The sequence below is a fragment of the Oceanobacillus sp. FSL K6-0127 genome, assembly GCF_037983385.1.
Lineage (GTDB): Bacteria > Bacillota > Bacilli > Bacillales > Amphibacillaceae > Oceanobacillus > Oceanobacillus profundus.
The window spans coordinates 4,385,513-4,404,222 of the sequence record NZ_CP150287.1; the positions used below are offsets into that span (position 1 = coordinate 4,385,513).

Here is an 18,710-nt window from a genome sequence, read left to right on the forward strand (position 1 = left end):
TTGTAAGAGCCGTCATAGGCATAATGCCTTTTCTAAACTCACATAGAAAGATTATAACAGTATGAAGGAATGATTGCAATAGAGGTTATTCAAAAAATCCGGTAAAATGACACATCGAATTTCTCCCTTAGCCCTTCAAACTTTCTTCCTGAATACATACTAAACGGATAACGTATTTATTTCGTCATGCCTTTTCTTTTCATTTCCTCATCCATTAATTGCAGAAATTCTTCGTTGCTCTTTGATGCTTTTAAGCGTTTTAGGAAGCGTTCAAGGAAGTCATGTGAATCTTGCATTGTTTTGCGGATTGCCCACATTTTATCAAGATGCCCTTTGTTAACAAGCAACTCTTCTTTACGCGTACCAGAACGTAAAATATCAATTGCAGGGAAAATTCTGCGTTCTGCTAATTGTCGATCAAGATGCAGTTCCATATTACCTGTCCCTTTAAACTCTTCATAAATAACATCATCCATACGAGAACCTGTATCAACTAAAGCTGTTGCTAAAATGGTGAAGCTACCGCCCTCTTCAATGTTACGTGCGGCACCAAAGAACCGTTTCGGACGATGGAAAGCAGCCGGATCTATACCACCTGAAAGTGTACGTCCACTAGGTGGGATAACAAGGTTATATGCTCGCGCCAGTCTCGTAATACTATCCATCAAAACGATAACATCACGCTTATGCTCAACAAGTCGCATTGCACGTTCTAATACTAGTTCAGATACTTTAATATGACTTTCTGGAACTTCATCAAATGTGGAGCTAACAACATCTACATCTGGATCTACAGAGCGTTCGATATCGGTAACCTCTTCTGGTCGCTCATCCACCAATAAAATAATAAGTTTTGCTTCTGGATGATTCTTCGAAATACTATTTGCGATTTCTTTGATCAGCATCGTTTTCCCAGCTTTTGGCGGTGCAACAATTAATCCACGCTGTCCAAAACCTACTGGAGTCATGAGATCCATAATTCTCGTTGATAGTTTGTTCGTTATCGTTTCCAGCTTGATTACACGATTCGGATAAAGTGCTGTCAATGCTGGAAAATGCACTCGCTCCTTCGACGAATCTGGATCTTCACCATTAACTGCATCTACATGCAATAAGCCATAATAACGTTCATTTTCCTTCGGAGGACGTACCTTACCAGAAACTTTATCACCATTTCTCAGATCAAAACGGCGAATTTGTGATGCGGATATATAAATATCTTCTGCACTCGGGGAATAATTGATCGGTCGTAAAAACCCAAATCCTTCTGAAGGAATAATCTCCAAAACACCATCCATAAACAGAAATCCATCTTTTTCTGCCTGTGCTTTCAAAATAGCAAAAATAAGTTCTTTTTTGGTTAATTTCGCATAATAAGATACTTTAAATTCTTTTGCTAAAGCATAAATTTCTTTTAATGTCATCGTTTCTAAATTAGAAATTGTTAATGCTTCCATTCAATCACCACGCCTATTCCTATACATCTTCTCTTAGAGAGATTTATTTTACTACGTTTACACTAATGTTGCGAAAAAGCTCTTCTACAACAGTAATGAACTAATATAAATTCGTAATTTCAATGATTCCACTTTTATTGGTAGGATCGTCCTTGAAGAAATGCAGAGTTTAACAGAAGCTTTAGTAGAAGTCTATCGATTAAGTTTCTCCGTTGGTAATCTTATCTGGTATAAGTTAACGTATAAATAGATTAGCCAAGTTATGCCTGTATTAAACATATATTATATTACTCTTTTAATCACTAATATTCAATATCATTTTTAAGAAAATAGACATAATCAAGTACATCTTTTGTTTCCCTTGTAAAACTTTCCTTTTTCATAGCTTTATATAGTGGTAGAAAAGGAAGCCAAATCTGGCTTCCTTTTTTCATTTTGCTTTAGCTGGAGGTGGGCTTTCATTCAAAATCGAGTTAAAAAATCAAAACTACTTGCTGAAAATTAATTCAAGAATTAATTACCATGTTCGGTTTCTTTTGCAGACTATGCTCACCATCAATAAAACGCACAGTGCCACTTTTGGCTCGCATAACCAGAGATTGTGTGGTAGCTTTAGATCCTTTAAATTGGACACCTTTTAGTAGTTCTCCATCTGTAACCCCTGTAGCTGCAAAAATAGCATCATCGCCACTACAGAAATCATTCATGCAAAATACTCTATTTAAGTCGCTTATCCCCATTTCTACACAACGCTCAATCTCATCATCATTTGAAGGTACAAGTTTTCCTTGCAACTCCCCTCCTAAACATTTAAGTGCTACTGCTGCTAATACGCCCTCTGGGGCTCCACCCGATCCGAGCAGAATATCAACACCGGTATTCTCAAATGCCGTATTAATCGCAGCAGCAACATCTCCAGCAGGTATGAGTTTAATTCTTGCACCGGATTCACGAATTTCTTGAATTAATTTTGCATGACGCGGGCGGTCAAGCACGGCTGCAACAACGTCTTCTATATCTTTATTTTTTGCTCTTGCAACTGCTTGTAGATTATCCATCGTTGGTGCATTGATATCAATCATGCCTATTGCTTCGGGACCAACCGCAATTTTATTCATGTACATATCTGGTGCATGCAACAATGTTCCTTTATCAGCTATTGCAATAACAGAGAGTGCGTTCCAGGAGCCTTGTGCAACAATATCCGTTCCTTCAAGGGGATCAACAGCAACATCGACTCCAGGCCCATCACCGGTTCCCAGCTTTTCACCAATATACAGCATCGGAGCCTCGTCCATTTCTCCTTCGCCAATTACTACTGTTCCTTGCATTGGAATTGTATCAAACACAGTACGCATTGCCATTGTTGCTGCATCATCAGCTTCAGCTTTAACGCCTCTCCCCATCCAACGTGCTGACTTTAATGCCGCAGCTTCTGTGACGCGAACTAACTCCATCGATAAACTTCTTTCCATGATTTCCATCTCCTTTTAGAGGTGCATTTTTTACATATACTCATCCCAAAAGCATATCTATAAAATGTGGAAATCGTTTCGTTCCTGTGTGAGTTTACGTATCACATTAATTAACCAGTTTTAGCACAGTCCATTAGGAATTCTGAAAGGAAGCAATTTCTTTTTGCGTCATGTCTTTTCTCCAGATGTTAGCTCCAAGGCTTGTTAATTTATCTGTTATTTTTTCATAACCTCTATCAATGTGGTCGACACCTGTAATTTCTGTAATTCCATTAGCTGCCAAACCAGCAATGATCAGGGCAGCACCAGCCCGCAAATCGGATGCCTTTACTTTTGCTCCCTGTAGCTGTGTAGGTCCAGAGACGATTACAGATCCACCTTCTACTTTAATAAGAGCATTCATCCGTCTTAATTCGTCAATATGCTTTAAACGCGCAGAATAAATCGTATCAGTAATAACACCCGTACCTGTTACTTGAGTTAATAGCGATGTAAATGGCTGTTGAAGATCTGTCGGGAAGCCAGGATACACGAGTGTTTTGATATCAACGCTTTTCAGTGGCTTTCGATTAGCGATATACAGCTGTTCATCGCTCTCCTCAACCGTTACACCCATTTCGCGTAATTTTGCGATAAGCGATTCTATATGCTGGGAAATGACATTATCGATAACCACTTCTTTCCCTTGTGCTGCAGCTGCAATCGCATACGTCCCAGCTTCAATTCTGTCTGGAATGATTGTATGTTTACAGCCGTGAAGTGATGGTACACCTTCAATCCGAATAACATCAGTTCCTACACCTTTGATTTTCGCTCCCATATTCGTTAACAAGGTTGCAACATCAATGATTTCCGGCTCTTTTGCTGCATTCTCAATAATTGTTTTTCCTTTTGCTTTAACAGCAGCTAACATAATATTAATCGTTGCGCCGACACTTACCACATCCAAATAAATTCTGGCACCTCTCAACTCTTTGGCGCGCAGGTAAATTGCGCCTTGTTCATTGGTAACTTCGGCTCCAAGCGCTTCAAAGCCTTTAATATGTTGATCGATAGGACGTGGACCTAGATAGCAGCCACCAGGAAGCCCAATAACAGCTTTATTGAATTTCCCTAGCATCGCTCCCATAAAATAATAAGAAGCACGTAACTTCTTTACTTTGCCATTCGGTAAGGGCATTGCAATCATCTTTTCAGGTTGAATCGTTACATCCTGACCATTCCAAGAAACACTTCCTCCGATTTCCTCCAAAAGGTCTCCAAGTGTATAGACATCAGAGATTTCCGGAAGGCCTTCAAGTGTCACAGTGGAATCTGCTAGAATGGATGCAGGCAGTAGTGCAACTGCACTGTTCTTTGCCCCACTAATTCGAACTTTGCCATTTAGTTCATGGCCACCTTCAATTAACAATTTTTGCATTTGAATACCTCGTTCCTGAGAGGTTGTCCAAAAAGTATTTGAACACACTTCATTTCGATTAATTATTGTTACACAAAATCAGGAATTTCCTGTTCTATGTATTTCCGCTTGCACGAAATATCTATAGATTATATCGTAAATTCCGAGCGAAACGAATTTATCGTTCTATTGAATGCATATCAATATTATCATTTTCATTTTTTCCAATTTCATGCAATTATTTTTATTTATTTTGGAATTATAATGTTTAAACACTGTGGATAACTTAGTTGCCGAAACAGCCGCGTCCACGAAGCGCTAAAGCTGTAGCGCAGACTTCGCCCCAGAGGCGCAGTCCGCACATCGCTAACAAGATGCTTCTGTTTTAGTTCTTATTCCAATCAGCTAAGAATTTCTCAATTCCTTGGTCTGTTAGTGGATGCTTTACAAGACTAGACAATACATTATAGGGAATTGTTGCAATATGCGCTCCATGTATTGCGGCATCTGTTACATGTAATGGATGGCGAATAGATGCAGCGATAATTTCGGTACTGATATTGTGGCGTTCGAAGATTTCAGCAATGCTTGCAATTAAGGTCATTCCATCATGACCGATGTCATCCAAACGACCAAGGAATGGGGAAACGTATGTTGCACCAGCACGTGCGGCAAGCAATGCTTGATTTGCATTGAAAATTAACGTAACATTGGTCTTAATGTTTAAATCGCTAAACGTTTTAACCGCTTTCAGCCCCTCTAAAGTCATTGGAACTTTTACCGTTATATTTGGTGCAATTGCAGCAAGCTCTTTCCCTTCCTCAATCATACCTTCAGCATCTTCAGAAATGACTTCTGCACTTACAGATCCCGACACCTCAGCTGTAATCTCACGCAAGCGTTCATGAAAGGAGACTCCTTCTTTTGCAACAAGGCTTGGGTTCGTTGTAACACCAGCTAAAATTCCAAGTTCATTCGCATTACGAATTTCTTCAATGTTTGCTGTATCGATAAAAAACTTCATCTATTCCACACTCCCCATTATCTTCTATAGACTGGTAGGCTGAACCCGAAGGAACAGCCTGTCCAATTTAATGTATAGCTTAGATTGCTTTATTACGCTTGTTGTGATGAACCAAATTCACGCATTTTACCTTTAACCGTTTCTTTAATTGCTTCTGTACCTGGTCCAAGATATTTACGTGGGTCATATAATTCAGGCTTAGCGTTTAACACATTGCGAACAGCTTCTGCTTGAGCCATTTGGTTCTCTGTATTTACATTAATTTTTGCTGTTCCAAGTGAGATAGCCTTTTGAATGTCTTTTGTAGGGATACCAGTTCCACCATGTAATACCAATGGTACTTGAACAAGGTTTAGGATTTCTTCCATTTCAGTAAAGCCAAGATTTGGCTCTCCTTGATATGGACCATGAACAGAACCTAATGCTGGTGCTAAGCAATCTACTCCAGCTTCAGAAACGAGTTGTTTACACTCATCTTTGTCCGCATATTGAATTCCGCCGATAACACCATCTTCTTCTCCACCAACTGTACCAACCTCAGCTTCAACAGATACACCGTGAATATGAGCAAGCTCTACAACTTGTTTTGTAATGGCAACATTTTCTTCAATTGGTGAATGAGAAGCATCAATCATGACAGAAGTAAATCCAGCATGAATCGCTTCAGCACATTTTTGGAAGCTTGAACCATGGTCTAAATGGATTGCAACAGGCACAGTAGTACCATAGGATTCCATTAATGATTTAACCATTGCAACAACAACATTAAATCCTCCCATATATTTTCCAGCACCTTCAGAAACACCAAGTATCACTGGTGACTTTTCTTCTTCTGCTGCTTGTAGGATTGCTTGGATGTACTCCAAGTTGTTGATATTAAACTGACCTACTGCATAACCATTTTTTTTACCCTTTTCAAGCATTTCCTTCATAGATACTAATGGCATTAAAATATCCTCCTTAAATTATATTACCTAAACAACATTATTTACTTTCGTACATTATAAGAATACCAACTACCGTCTTCTCACGCAACAAGTAATACTTGTAGGCAAGTGTATAACTCTAATTAATCCGCTTACATAATTATTTCCCTTACATTGGCACATAAATCCATTACATTAAAAGGTTTTGCAATCGTATACCTTACTATTCTCCTTGTTTCCATTTCCCCAATAATACTCTCTGCCATTCCACTCATAACAATTACGGGAGTTTTTATTTCTTCATTTTCTAATTGGTTCAATACTTCACTCCCGTCGATGATTGGTAACTTGTAATCCAAAATAATTAAATCAAATGACGCTTGGTGGATTTTATCCAATGCTTCTTTCCCTGTAGAAGCTAAAGTCACCCGATGACCTTCACTCGTTAAAATATCAGTTAAGAGCAAACGGATACCTGGCTGATCATCAACTACTAATATCTCCTTTGGCATCTCCTCTAATCCCCCTAATAACAAATATCTCTACTATAATATGAATTCTATACAATCGCTCTTTCCCCTTTTGTCCTCTCTACATATTCAGTTTGTTTATAACAATTAACTACATGCAATATTTAATAATTTACCTATAAGAAAAAATTAGCTATACATTGTTTTCATTTACAATTTCAAGAATTATTTATTGTGATAAATGAGGTTTAAGAATAATAGAAGTACAAGCACGAATGCAATTGGATTTTTAGCTATCACCGAATTTTCTACGACTAGTCAAAAGATGAATCAAAACAGCACGTATGGCTAATCGGGGTGGAGGATAAGGAAATTCAAAAAATGGGTTACGAAATTGGAAATGCGCATGAATGCGCATTTTTCAGATACTCTCCTATAAATGATAAGAAGATAGCAATATTGACACGTCCCCGCTATCAAAATAGCAGTCTTCACATTGTCTATTTAGTTGTCTGGTTTAAACATACAAGTTAACTTTATCCGTGCTGTTTTTCATATTTTTTATCGTTAAAATATCCAATGATAGTTTATCATTTCCAATTTACTCTATAAAAAGTACTCATAATCTCAATTCAACAAAAGATGGTTAAATCCTCTTTTTTTAGAAAAAAACAATCAAATCTGTTAACAAAGATTTCTAAACGTAAGAAAAACCCCAAAAGTTAACTTTTGGGGTGAAACAGCATTAAGTTGAAAAGGGGTTTAATTTTTTCTATTGCTCTGTTCCACAGAAGCTCCAATAAAGCCTTTAAATAAGCCTTGTGCTCTCGTTGGACGAGAAGTAAACTCTGGATGGAATTGGCATGCAACAAACCATGGATGATTGTCAATCTCAATTGTTTCCACTAATCTTCCATCAGGACTTGTACCAGAGAAGATAAAGCCATGCTCTTCCATTTGCTCGCGATAATCATTATTAAACTCATAACGATGACGATGACGTTCTTCAATCATATCGGCACCATCATACGCTGCTTTTGTTTTCGTACCATCTTTAAGCTTACAAGGGTAAGATCCAAGACGTAATGTTCCACCTAAATCAGAAACGTTCTTCTGCTCAGGAAGCAAGTCAATGATTGGATAGGCTGTATTTGGATCAATTTCTGCTGAGTGTGCCCCTTCTAGACCAACAACATTTCGAGCGAATTCTACAGAAGCTAATTGCATTCCTAAACAAATACCAAAGAAAGGAATATTATTTTCACGCGCATAACGAATTGCTTCAATTTTTCCATCGATACCACGATCGCCAAATCCACCTGGCACAATAATACCATCTACATGGGAAAGTTCTGAGTGAATCGCAGCTCTATCCAGCTCTTCGGAATTAATCCAATGTACTTTAATATCTGCATCAAAGTCATAACCTGCATGTTTCAATGACTCAACTACAGAAATATATGCATCTGGAAGTTCTACATATTTACCTACAAGTCCAATATCAATTTTTTTCGAAAGGTTTCTAACTTTGGATACCAACTTTTTCCACTCTTTCATGTCAGCTACTCCACAATCAAGACCAAAATGATCACACGTTAACTGATCCAGATTCTGTTCTTGAAGTGCAATTGGTACTTGATAAAGTGTATCTGCATCACGCATTTCAATTACAGCTTTTTCGTTGATATCACAGAATAACGCAATTTTCTTTTTCATTTCAACGCTGATTGGTAATTCTGTACGCAAGACAATCGCGTCTGGCTGTATACCTAAAGAACGTAATTCTTTGACACTATGCTGGGTAGGTTTTGTCTTCATTTCTCCAGCAGCTTTAATGTATGGCACAAGGGTACAGTGGATATACATTACGCTGTTTCGTCCTACATCGCTTTTAATTTGGCGAATCGCCTCAAGAAATGGCAGTGACTCGATATCACCAACAGTTCCGCCAATTTCTGTAATAACAACATCAGCTTCTGTCGCTTCACCTGCTCGATATACCTGTTCTTTAATTTCGTTTGTAATGTGAGGTATAACTTGAACCGTACCACCAAGATAATCACCGCGACGTTCTTTGCGAATAACACTAGAATATACCTTACCAGTAGTAATGTTGCTGAATTTATTTAGGTTAATGTCTGTAAAACGCTCATAGTGCCCAAGGTCAAGATCTGTTTCCGCTCCATCATTCGTTACAAAAACCTCACCATGCTGATATGGACTCATTGTACCTGGGTCCACGTTTATATATGGATCAAACTTTTGGATAGTCACCTTTAATCCACGATTTTTAAGCAAACGACCAAGTGAAGCAGCTGTAATTCCCTTCCCTAGCGAGGATACAACTCCACCAGTTACAAAAATATATTTAGTCACGATTCATCCTTCTTTCCTTTTCTTGTTCTGTAATTAGTATTCCTAAAAATAATGTAAAAAACTTGGCATTCAACAAACTTCCTGAGTAAATGCCTTTAATTTCTTATCTGCAAAAATAAGAAAGGCGTTTCCCCAATTGTATCTAGGGAAACGCCTTGATTATTAGATTCAAAGAGCCCAATTAAGATTGTACTCATAGTCCTAAAAAAAGTCAAGGAACCTTTTTAACTATTTTTCTTCGTCCAATTCGTCTTCATCAACAATAAGTTCCTCGTCGTCAATTTCCTCATCAAAATCTTCTTCAAAGTCATCATCGTCCCCAAAGTCATCAACTATTTCCTCAATATCTGCATCTGTGATATCAAGTTCTTCGTCAATCTCTTCTACTTCTTCATCAGTCTTCTTCTTCACACGTTTCTTTTTCGGTACTTCCGTTAGCTCTTCTTGCGCCTGTTCCACTGGGTACCATCTTTTTAATCCCCACATACTGGAACCAAGTGTTAAGAAACGGCCATCAACGTTCATGTCCGTATAGAATTGAGCAATATTATTCTCCTTCTCGCTAGCAGAGAAACCTTTCATTTCAGCAATTTTATCAAAAATATCTCTGAAATTGAGGGCTTTCTTTTCATCAAATAGAATTTTACTTGCTAATTCAATCATTGACATTTCTTGTAATTCTTCGTGGCTATACTTGTCTAAGCTCACGGCAATGCACTCCCTTTGCTAAAAATATTGAAGGCTATGAGCCTAATTTATAATCATCATTTTATTGTACTAATATACCATTTTTCTTTCACAATAAACATACATTACATTATAAACAATTTTATATAGAATATGCTAGAACGAAAGCATAAAAAGTTGAGAAAATATATTATTCCCTCAACTTTTTATGTTTTTCATGCCGTTTCTATAGGATTTGGTGTTATATGAGAATAGATATAGAGTGCGAACTAACTTCTCGGCTGTCTTTACAAGTATGTGCACTAATAGCCGTCCGGGAGGCTTCGGTCCGATACTTTCCGCAGTCACGGCACTCTGATCACCTGGAATGGTTAGAGCATCGCTTATAACAATTATGCTGGAAAATAGTATAAGAATGCTTATTAGATGTCCTAATCATTCAAGCGTTTTTATTATTACATGTTCCTGCGATATTGTCCGCCAACTTCATAAAGAGCGGTGGTAATTTGTCCGAGGCTTGCTGCTTTTACTGTCTCCAGAAGCTCTGCAAATATATTCCCGCCAGATGCAGCTACTTGCTTTAAGCTCGTTAGTGCTTCTTCTACTTCCGCTTTATGAACTTCCTGAAATTTCCTTAATTCCGTAATTTGATGCTCCTTTTCTTCTTTGGAAGCACGCGCTAATTCCATGGAATCGATTTGTTCATCGGTTGGTGGGTTCGGATTGATATATGTGTTTACACCAATAATCGGCAGTTCTCCAGAATGCTTTTTCCCTTCATAATAGAGTGACTCTTCTTGAATCTTACCACGCTGATATTGGCGCTCCATTGCACCAAGCACCCCACCGCGATCATTCATTTTTTCAAATTCCTGCAGTACAGCCTCCTCTACTAGATCCGTTAACTCATCCACAATAAACGAACCTTGTAAGGAATTTTCATTTTTTGTAAGACCGAATTCCTTATTGATAATCATTTGAATGGCCATCGCCCGCCTTACGGATTCCTCTGTTGGTGTCGTAATTGCCTCATCGTATGCATTCGTGTGAAGTGAATTCGTATTATCCTGAATCGCAAGTAATGCCTGTAATGTTGTACGAATATCATTAAAATCAATTTCTTGCGCGTGAAGGGAACGTCCAGATGTTTGCACATGGTATTTCAGCTTTTGGCTGCGTTCATTGGCACCGTATTTGTCGCGCATTGTAATTGCCCAAATTCGGCGGGCTACTCGGCCAATTACCGTGTATTCTGGATCAAGACCATTTGAGAAAAAGAACGACAGATTTTGTGCAAACTTATTAACATCCATTCCTCTGCTCAAATAATATTCTACATACGTAAACCCATTAGCAAGCGTAAAGGCTAGCTGTGTAATCGGATTCGCACCAGCCTCTGCAATATGATAGCCGGAAATAGAAACAGAGTAATAATTGCGTACATTGTTTTCAATAAAATATTCCTGAATATCTCCCATCATGCGTAATGCAAACTCCGTTGAAAATATACATGTGTTTTGTCCTTGATCTTCTTTTAAAATATCTGCTTGAACAGTTCCGCGAATGACAGAGATTGTATCTGATTTGAGCTTCTTGTATTCTTTCTCTGCAGGCTTTCGTCCATTATTCTCGGTAAATTTTTCGACCTGCTGATCGATCGCTGTATTAAAATACATTGCTAGAATAATTGGAGCCGGGCCATTTATTGTCATGGAAACGGACGTAAGCGGGTCTGTTAAGTCAAAGCCAGCGTATAGCTTTTTCATATCTTCTAACGTGCAAATATTAACACCGCTTTCTCCGACCTTCCCATAGATATCTGGTCTTTCCGCAGGGTCTTCTCCATATAATGTGACCGAGTCGAAGGCGGTGGAAAGCCTTTTTGCTTCATCATTTTTTGATAAATAATGAAAGCGTCGATTCGTTCTTTCTGGAGTTCCTTCGCCAGCAAATTGACGAGTCGGATCTTCCCCTGTTCGTTTAAATGGAAACACACCAGCAGTAAACGGGAATGAACCAGGTACGTTTTCCTTTCGCAGCCAGGTGAGCCGCTCTCCCCAATCCTCATATTTTGGAAACGCAACTTTAGGTATTTTAAGACCGGATAGTGATTCGGTGGTGATGTCCATTTTAATTTCTTTATCCCGAACTTTAAAGGTCATTGTATCGCCCTGGTAGCTTTCCTTTAGTGCTTCCCAACTCTCAAGCATTTTCTTCAGTTGAGGATCGAGTTGTTCTTTATATTGATCAATCGTTTGATCAATGGCTTCCTTAACAGGTGCATCTTCCATAACTTCCTTCGTTCCTTCAAGCTGATAAAGCTTCCTGGCAATGTCACTATGTTTTTTTGTATGCTGGTGGTAATTGCGTATATAGGTTGCAATTTCGAGCAGGTAATATCTGCGGTCATTGGAAATAATGCGATTTTGTTTCTCAGAAATAACGTTTCGGTCAAAATCAATTTTTTCATCCCAATGGTATTTATCACTTAGTGTATCAATTAGTGCAGCAAATAACGCATTTGTTCCTGCATCATTAAACTGACTTGCAATCGTTCCAAAAACTGGAAATGCTGTTTTATCCTGATGGAAGAGCATTCGGCTTCGTTCATATTGCTTTCTCACTTGATTGAGTGCGTCTTCGGAACCCTTTTGTTCAAATTTATTAATTACAATGAAATCTGCATAATCAATCATGTCTATTTTTTCAAGCTGTGTTGGTGCACCAAATTCTGCTGTCATCACATACATCGACAGGTCGGTAATATCAGTAATTGCTGCATCACCTTGGCCAATACCACTTGTTTCTACAATAATGAAATCAAATCCAGATCTTCGTACGACATCAATCACATCCTGAATTGCTTTTGACAGCTCCGTTCTTGAATCACGCGTTGCCAATGAACGCATATAGACGCGGTCATTAAAAATTGCATTCATGCGGATTCGGTCACCAAGTAGTGCTCCGCCCGTTTTTTTCTTCGTTGGATCGATAGAAATAATCGCTATTTTTTTATCTGGAATTTCATTCATAAAACGGCGTATCAATTCATCTGTTAAGGAACTTTTCCCTGCTCCACCTGTTCCAGTGATTCCGAGTACAGGTATGGTGCTGTCTCCCTTTTCTTTCAGCTCTTCGAGAACCTTTTGCTTTTCATCCGGGTTCGTGTCATTGCTTTCCACATACGTAATAAATTTTCCAATCGCATTTCGGTTGCCCTGCGCGAGCTTTTTTAAATCTTCTTGAATATCCACGGGTGGCAAGGTATCACATTGCTTAAGCATCCGATTAATCATTCCTTGCAGACCATACTTACGCCCATCTTCAGGTGAGAAGATCCAGGCAACACCATAATCATGCAGCTCTTTAATTTCACGCGGGATAATCGTCCCTCCCCCACCACCAAACACCTTTATATGGACAGCATCCAGCTCCTTTAAAAGATCAATCATATATTTGAAATACTCTACGTGCCCACCTTGATAGGATGACAAGGCTATTCCTTGCACATCCTCTTGAATCGCTGCGTGTACAACCTCCTCGACAGAACGATTATGTCCGAGATGAATTACCTCGGCCCCGCTTGCCTGAAGAATTCGGCGCATAATATTGATGGATGCATCATGTCCATCAAATAAACTTGAGGCTGTTACGAATCGAATTGGATGTTTCGGCTCGTAAACTTCAACCTGCTCCATCTTGCTCCCCCCTCGTATAATTTATGAAATCTGCTTGTTAATTGCATGTTCGATTAATTTTAATTGTGCATTCGTGTATTCTTCCAGTGTGAATTGCTTTTGCATAATCCATCTTCTGAATCCCCACATATGTCCCTGTACCACAATATTATTGCCAAGCAGACTAACCTCTTTTGTGGATAGCTTTCCTTCTGTGCAAGTGCTAATAACATTTTCTATAATTCCTACCATATCGCGTTCTCTTTCTAAAACATGTTTTCTTGATTCCTTGTTTAGCGATTTTACTTCTTGATAAAGAATGACGATTTCATCTTGCATTTCATCCATTAAGTAAAAAAAGGACCGTAACGCCTGCATCATACTTGGAATGGAAGGTGATTTTAAATCAATCGCCTGAGCAATTCGCTCGCGAACTTGTTCATGGATCGAATCACAGACAAGAAATAAAACATCTTCTTTTGTGCGAATATACTCATACAATGTTCCAATGCTAAAACCAGATTCACTTGCGATTTCTCTTGTCGTTGTTTTATGGAAGCCTTTTTCTTTAAAAAGCTTAATCGCACCCTTAATAATTTGTTCTCTCCGTACTTTTATGAGCTGCTGATCTTTTACAGAAGAAAGTATCTTCTCCCCCTTCATCATGAATCCCTCCAATCTGTTTCATAGATATGTTCGTGCAATCACTCGGGACATCACCTGTTTCATGCGTCATCACTCTATTTATTTTGTTAGCATTCTGCCAATAACAAGTCGTTGGATTTCGTTTGTGCCTTCATAGATTTGGGTGATTTTTGCATCGCGCATGTAGCGTTCGACTGGATAATCTTTTGTGTATCCATAACCGCCAAATATTTGGACAGCTTCCACTGTTGTGCGCATCGCCACATCACCTGCAAATAATTTGGACATAGCGGATGCTTTCCCATATGGAAGTCCTTTGGATTCCAGCCATGCTGCTTGATAGGTTAATAGACGAGCCGCTTCAATTTCGGTTGCCATGTCTGCAAGCTTAAATGATATTCCTTGGTTCACTGCGATTGGTTTTCCAAATTGTTCACGTTCTTTTGCATAGGCTACTGCTGCATCTAGAGCACCTTGGGCGATCCCAAGCGCTTGCGCTGCGATTCCATTTCTTCCACCATCAAGTGTTGTCATCGCAATGGTAAAGCCTTCCCCTTCAACCCCAAGCAAATTTTCTTTTGGAATCCGACAGTTTTCAAAGATTAACTCCGTTGTTGGAGAAGAACGAATGCCGAGTTTCTTTTCTTTTTTACCGAAAGCAAATCCATCTGTTCCCTTCTCCACGATGAATGCACTAATTCCCTTATGTTTAGCATCCGCATCTGTTTTTGCAAAAACAATGTAAATATCTGCAACACCGCCATTTGTAATCCAAACTTTACTCCCGTTTAATACGTAGTGATCTCCATCTTCCTTTGCAGTTGTTTTCATCGAAACGACATCGCTACCCGCCCCAGGCTCGGATAACGCATAGGCGCCGAGTGCTTCTCCTGTCGCCAAGCGTGTAAGAAAATTTTTCTTCTGCTCTTCATTCCCAAATTTATAAATTGGCCAGCTTGCTAATGACAGGTGAGCAGATAACGTTACACCAGTGGAAGCACAAACACGTGACAATTCCTCTACAGCTATACAATAACTTACATAGTCAGCTTCAATGCCACCATAGCTTTCCGGCCATGGGATTCCTGTTAAACCAAGCTCTGCCATTTTGTCAAAAATCCCACGATCAAAGCGCTCCTCTTCATCACGCTCGGCCGCTGTTGGTTCTACATCTCTTTCCGCAAAGTCACGAACCATTTTACGCAGCATTTCTTGTTCTTCCGTTAATTGAAAGTCCATCTTCTTCTCCTCCTTAGTCTTTCAATAAATGATTGGCAATCACAATATGTTGAATCTCATTTGTGCCTTCATAAATTTCCGTTACTTTTGCATCTCGGAATAGGCGCTCGACAGGATACTCCTCTGTGTAGCCGTAACCGCCAAATATTTGGATTGCTTCAATTGCGTTGTTCATCGCTGTTCTGGTTGCTGCAAGTTTTGCCATTGACGTTTCTTTCGCGCATGGGACTCCTTGCTCGATCAATGTTGCAGCGTGATAGGTTAATAATTTTGCAGACTCGGTCGCCGTTGCCATATCTGCTAGTTTGAATGATATCCCTTGATTTGAAGCAATCGATTTCCCAAATTGCTTTCGTTCTTTGGCATAGTTCACTGCGTATTCAAGAGCCGCTTCCGCTATACCAAGACCTTGAGCTGCAATGCCAATCCTTCCAATATTCAAATTGGCCATCGCGATATTGAAACCGCTTCCTTTTTCACCTAACAAATTTCCTTTTGGAATAACACATTGATCAAATGTTAGTTGAACTGTATTTGATCCATGAAGGCCCATCTTTTTTTCTTTCTTACCGATAATCAATCCAGGAGAATCCTTTTCTACAATAAATGCGCTAATATCCTTGGAATTGTCACCAGTCCGAGCAAATGTAATATACGTATCTGCCACACCGCCATTTGTAATAAAAACCTTGGACCCATTTAAAATATAAGAAACATCTGTTTCCTTAGCAGTCGTTTTTAAACTACCAGCATCAGAACCAGCTCCTGGCTCTGTAAGTGCAAATGCACCAAGGTACTCTCCGCTTGCAAGCCTTGGCAAGAAACGCCTTTTTTGCTCTTCATTTCCAAAGTATAAAATTGGATTCGTTCCAACAGATGTGTGTACGGATAAAATAACACCGACGGTCGCACTTACTTTTGATAGCTCATGAATCGTTTGAATGTAGGATGTGAAATCCATCCCACTTCCACCATATTTTTCCGGAATAGGAATGCCCATTAATCCAAGCTCTCCCATCTTCTTCACAATTTCAATCGGGAAACGATCTTCCTTTTCCATTCGCTCTATTACAGGGGCTACTTCCTTCCTGGCAAAATCTCGAACTACCTTAAGAAGCATTTCCTGTTCTTCTGTAACCTTTAACATCATACCGTTTGCACCTCTCTTGGGTGTTATTTAACTAGCTATATTCATAAAAGCCTTTACCGGATTTCTTTCCAAGCCATCCTGCTTTTACATATTGACGCAGTAATGGACATGGACGATATTTACTATCCCCAAATCCTTCATGAAGCACTTCCATAATATACAAACATGTATCCAGACCAATAAAATCTGCCAGCGTTAGCGGTCCCATCGGATGATTCATTCCAAGCTTCATCACCTGGTCAACATCCTTTGGCGTGGCGACACCTTCATAAACCGTATAAATCGCTTCATTAATCATTGGCATTAGAATCCGATTGGATACAAACCCAGGAAAATCTTTTACTTCTACTGGAGTTTTTGATAACTGGACAGTCATCATTTGAATTGTTTCATACGTTTCATCACTTGTTTGTAACCCGCGTATAATTTCAACAAGCTTCATAATTGGCACAGGATTCATAAAATGCATGCCAATTACCTGATCCGGTCGTTTTGTTTCAGCCGCGATTTCGGTAATCGGTAAGGAGGATGTATTCGAGGCAAGGATTGCATGCTTTGGTGCGTGTGTATCCACCTCTTTGAAAACTGCTGATTTTACATCCATATTTTCTACAACAGCTTCAATAATCAAATCACAGGTTGCTGCATCCTCTAATGTATGGGAAGGAGTTAGGCGACCTAGGGTTGTCGCCTTCTCTTCTTTTGTTAATCTCTTCTTTTCCACGTTACGTGCAAGCAATTTTTCGATGCCGTTTATTCCTGCTTGTAATGCATTCTTATCCCGGTCGTGTAGTAGTACGTTAAATCCTGATTGCGCACAGACCTGAGCAATGCCAGCTCCCATTTGCCCTGCACCAATGACCATCACATTATTTATTGCCATCTTTTTGTTTCCTCCTTTGCGTTAACCCTTAGGAACTTCGATCAGTACTGCATCTCCTTGACCACTGCCACTGCAAATAGCTGCAATGCCAAGCCCGCCACCGCGGCGCTTTAATTCATGAATTAAGGTTAAAATGATTCGGGCGCCACTTGCTCCAATTGGATGACCTAATGCAACAGCACCACCATTAACATTTATCTTTTCAGTGTCAATGTCAGCGATTTTTCCACTTGCAAGCGACACAGCAGCAAAGGCTTCATTTATTTCAAACAGATCAATGTCTTCCTTGGAATATCCTGTCTTTTCTAGCAATTTATTAATTACAAGTCCTGGTGTTTGCGGGAAATTCTTTGCTTCTACAGCAACTTCTGTGTGCCCAAGAATCGTTGCCATCGGTTTTTTCCCAAGCTCGTTTGCCTTGTCATCTCCCATCACAACAAAAGCACATGCACCATCATTGACACCAGGAGCATTACCGGCTGTAATTGTTCCATTTTTATCAAATGCTGGACGCAGACCCGCTAGTTTTTCAACTGTTGTATCCTTTCGGGGTGCTTCATCGGTATCTACGACAATCGGTTCACCTTTACGTACCGGCACTTCCACTGCAACGATTTCTTCAGCAAATTTGCCTGTTTCAATCGCCTCGATTGCTCGTTTATGACTACGATAGGACCACTCGTCCTGTGCTTCTCTTGTTAATTCGAATTCTTCTGCAGTTGAATTCCCATAATTCCCCATATGAACCCCTGTGAACGTACATGTCAGTCCATCGTGTACCATCATATCAACTACTTTTTTATCGCCCATCCGGCTTCCCCATCTCGTTTCCGGAAGAAAGTACGGTGCATTGCTCATGCTTTCCATTCCACCTGCAACAATCACATTCTCATCCCCAAGACGAATCAATTGATCAGCAAGTGTAATACTACGCAGTCCAGATGCACACACTTTATTAATTGTTTCGGATTTTACTTCCCATGGGATTCCAGCCTCGCGAGCCGCTTGCCGGGAAGGAATCTGACCTTGGCCACCTTGCAGGACGGTACCCATAATTACTTCATCGATTTCTGAGCCTTCAATTCCAGCTCGGTTTAACGCTTCTTTAATTGCCTTTCCTCCTAGCTGCCATGCTGCAAAAGGCTTCAAGCCTCCACCAAATTTTCCGAAAGGGGTTCTTGCACCTGAAACAATTACTGTTTTTCTCATTGATTTCCATCCTTTCTTTTTGTTTATCTAACTATCTTGATTGAACGCTCACTCATTTAATTCGTTTAACTGAAAAGGGGAATCTCCCCCCCT

The 18,710-nt window shown here is 39.6% G+C and carries 14 protein-coding genes; all 14 read right to left on the reverse strand.

All coding sequences use genetic code 11. The annotated features are described in order from the left end of the window. Window positions 1-176: 176 nt before the first annotated feature. Entirely contained in the window at window positions 177-1,457 is a 1,281-nt protein-coding gene (gene rho, locus MHH64_RS21290; protein ID WP_095307816.1) for a transcription termination factor Rho, read from the reverse strand. Between the two features lie 506 nt (window positions 1,458-1,963). Then, on the reverse strand, window positions 1,964-2,932 hold the full coding sequence (glpX, locus tag MHH64_RS21295) for a class II fructose-bisphosphatase (RefSeq protein WP_251660244.1): 969 nt from the start codon (window positions 2,930-2,932) through the stop codon (window positions 1,964-1,966). Window positions 2,933-3,065: 133 nt separating this feature from the next. Beyond that, complete coding sequence (locus MHH64_RS21300; protein WP_095307814.1) at window positions 3,066-4,352, reverse strand: UDP-N-acetylglucosamine 1-carboxyvinyltransferase; 1,287 nt, start codon at window positions 4,350-4,352, stop codon at window positions 3,066-3,068. 364 nt (window positions 4,353-4,716) lie between these two features. Continuing rightward, window positions 4,717-5,355 (reverse strand): fructose-6-phosphate aldolase, encoded by a 639-nt coding sequence (fsa, locus tag MHH64_RS21305; protein ID WP_095307811.1) that lies wholly within the window; start codon window positions 5,353-5,355, stop codon window positions 4,717-4,719. Between the two features lie 92 nt (window positions 5,356-5,447). Next, window positions 5,448-6,302 carry a class II fructose-1,6-bisphosphate aldolase gene (gene fba, locus MHH64_RS21310; protein ID WP_095307807.1) on the reverse strand — a complete coding sequence of 285 codons (855 nt, stop codon included), beginning with the start codon at window positions 6,300-6,302 and terminating at the stop codon, window positions 5,448-5,450. A gap of 131 nt (window positions 6,303-6,433) precedes the next feature. After that, window positions 6,434-6,793: a response regulator gene (locus tag MHH64_RS21315; RefSeq protein ID WP_095307805.1), complete on the reverse strand. Its 360-nt coding sequence runs from the start codon at window positions 6,791-6,793 to the stop codon at window positions 6,434-6,436. Between the two features lie 720 nt (window positions 6,794-7,513). Beyond that, on the reverse strand, window positions 7,514-9,127 hold the full coding sequence (locus MHH64_RS21320) for a CTP synthase (protein ID WP_095307804.1): 1,614 nt from the start codon (window positions 9,125-9,127) through the stop codon (window positions 7,514-7,516). A 228-nt stretch (window positions 9,128-9,355) separates the two neighbouring features. Beyond that, a complete protein-coding gene (gene rpoE, locus MHH64_RS21325; protein ID WP_118888495.1) occupies window positions 9,356-9,835 on the reverse strand; it encodes a DNA-directed RNA polymerase subunit delta in 480 nt (159 codons plus the stop codon). A 434-nt stretch (window positions 9,836-10,269) separates the two neighbouring features. Then, entirely contained in the window at window positions 10,270-13,512 is a 3,243-nt protein-coding gene (icmF, locus tag MHH64_RS21330; protein WP_340002414.1) for a fused isobutyryl-CoA mutase/GTPase IcmF, read from the reverse strand. 21 nt (window positions 13,513-13,533) lie between these two features. After that, a complete protein-coding gene (locus MHH64_RS21335; protein WP_095307797.1) occupies window positions 13,534-14,154 on the reverse strand; it encodes a TetR/AcrR family transcriptional regulator in 621 nt (206 codons plus the stop codon). Window positions 14,155-14,235: 81 nt separating this feature from the next. Further along, window positions 14,236-15,375, reverse strand: coding sequence for an acyl-CoA dehydrogenase (locus MHH64_RS21340; protein WP_095307795.1), 1,140 nt, complete (start codon window positions 15,373-15,375; stop codon window positions 14,236-14,238). A gap of 13 nt (window positions 15,376-15,388) precedes the next feature. Then, entirely contained in the window at window positions 15,389-16,525 is a 1,137-nt protein-coding gene (locus tag MHH64_RS21345) for an acyl-CoA dehydrogenase (RefSeq protein WP_095307793.1), read from the reverse strand. 31 nt (window positions 16,526-16,556) lie between these two features. Beyond that, entirely contained in the window at window positions 16,557-17,408 is an 852-nt protein-coding gene (locus MHH64_RS21350; protein ID WP_340002415.1) for a 3-hydroxybutyryl-CoA dehydrogenase, read from the reverse strand. Window positions 17,409-17,429: 21 nt separating this feature from the next. After that, on the reverse strand, window positions 17,430-18,617 hold the full coding sequence (locus MHH64_RS21355; protein WP_095307790.1) for an acetyl-CoA C-acetyltransferase: 1,188 nt from the start codon (window positions 18,615-18,617) through the stop codon (window positions 17,430-17,432). Window positions 18,618-18,710 lie beyond the last annotated feature (93 nt).

Coding starts and splice junctions, on each gene's coding strand:
- rho (WP_095307816.1), bottom strand. CDS start 1,457: ATGGAAGCATTAACAATTTCTAATTTAGAAACGATGACATTAAAAGAA.
- glpX (WP_251660244.1), bottom strand. CDS start 2,932: ATGGAAAGAAGTTTATCGATGGAGTTAGTTCGCGTCACAGAAGCTGCG.
- MHH64_RS21300 (WP_095307814.1), bottom strand. CDS start 4,352: ATGCAAAAATTGTTAATTGAAGGTGGCCATGAACTAAATGGCAAAGTT.
- fsa (WP_095307811.1), bottom strand. CDS start 5,355: ATGAAGTTTTTTATCGATACAGCAAACATTGAAGAAATTCGTAATGCG.
- fba (WP_095307807.1), bottom strand. CDS start 6,302: ATGCCATTAGTATCTATGAAGGAAATGCTTGAAAAGGGTAAAAAAAAT.
- MHH64_RS21315 (WP_095307805.1), bottom strand. CDS start 6,793: ATGCCAAAGGAGATATTAGTAGTTGATGATCAGCCAGGTATCCGTTTG.
- icmF (WP_340002414.1), bottom strand. CDS start 13,512: ATGGAGCAGGTTGAAGTTTACGAGCCGAAACATCCAATTCGATTCGTA.
- MHH64_RS21335 (WP_095307797.1), bottom strand. CDS start 14,154: ATGAAGGGGGAGAAGATACTTTCTTCTGTAAAAGATCAGCAGCTCATA.
- MHH64_RS21340 (WP_095307795.1), bottom strand. CDS start 15,375: ATGGACTTTCAATTAACGGAAGAACAAGAAATGCTGCGTAAAATGGTT.
- MHH64_RS21345 (WP_095307793.1), bottom strand. CDS start 16,525: ATGATGTTAAAGGTTACAGAAGAACAGGAAATGCTTCTTAAGGTAGTT.
- MHH64_RS21350 (WP_340002415.1), bottom strand. CDS start 17,408: ATGGCAATAAATAATGTGATGGTCATTGGTGCAGGGCAAATGGGAGCT.
- MHH64_RS21355 (WP_095307790.1), bottom strand. CDS start 18,617: ATGAGAAAAACAGTAATTGTTTCAGGTGCAAGAACCCCTTTCGGAAAA.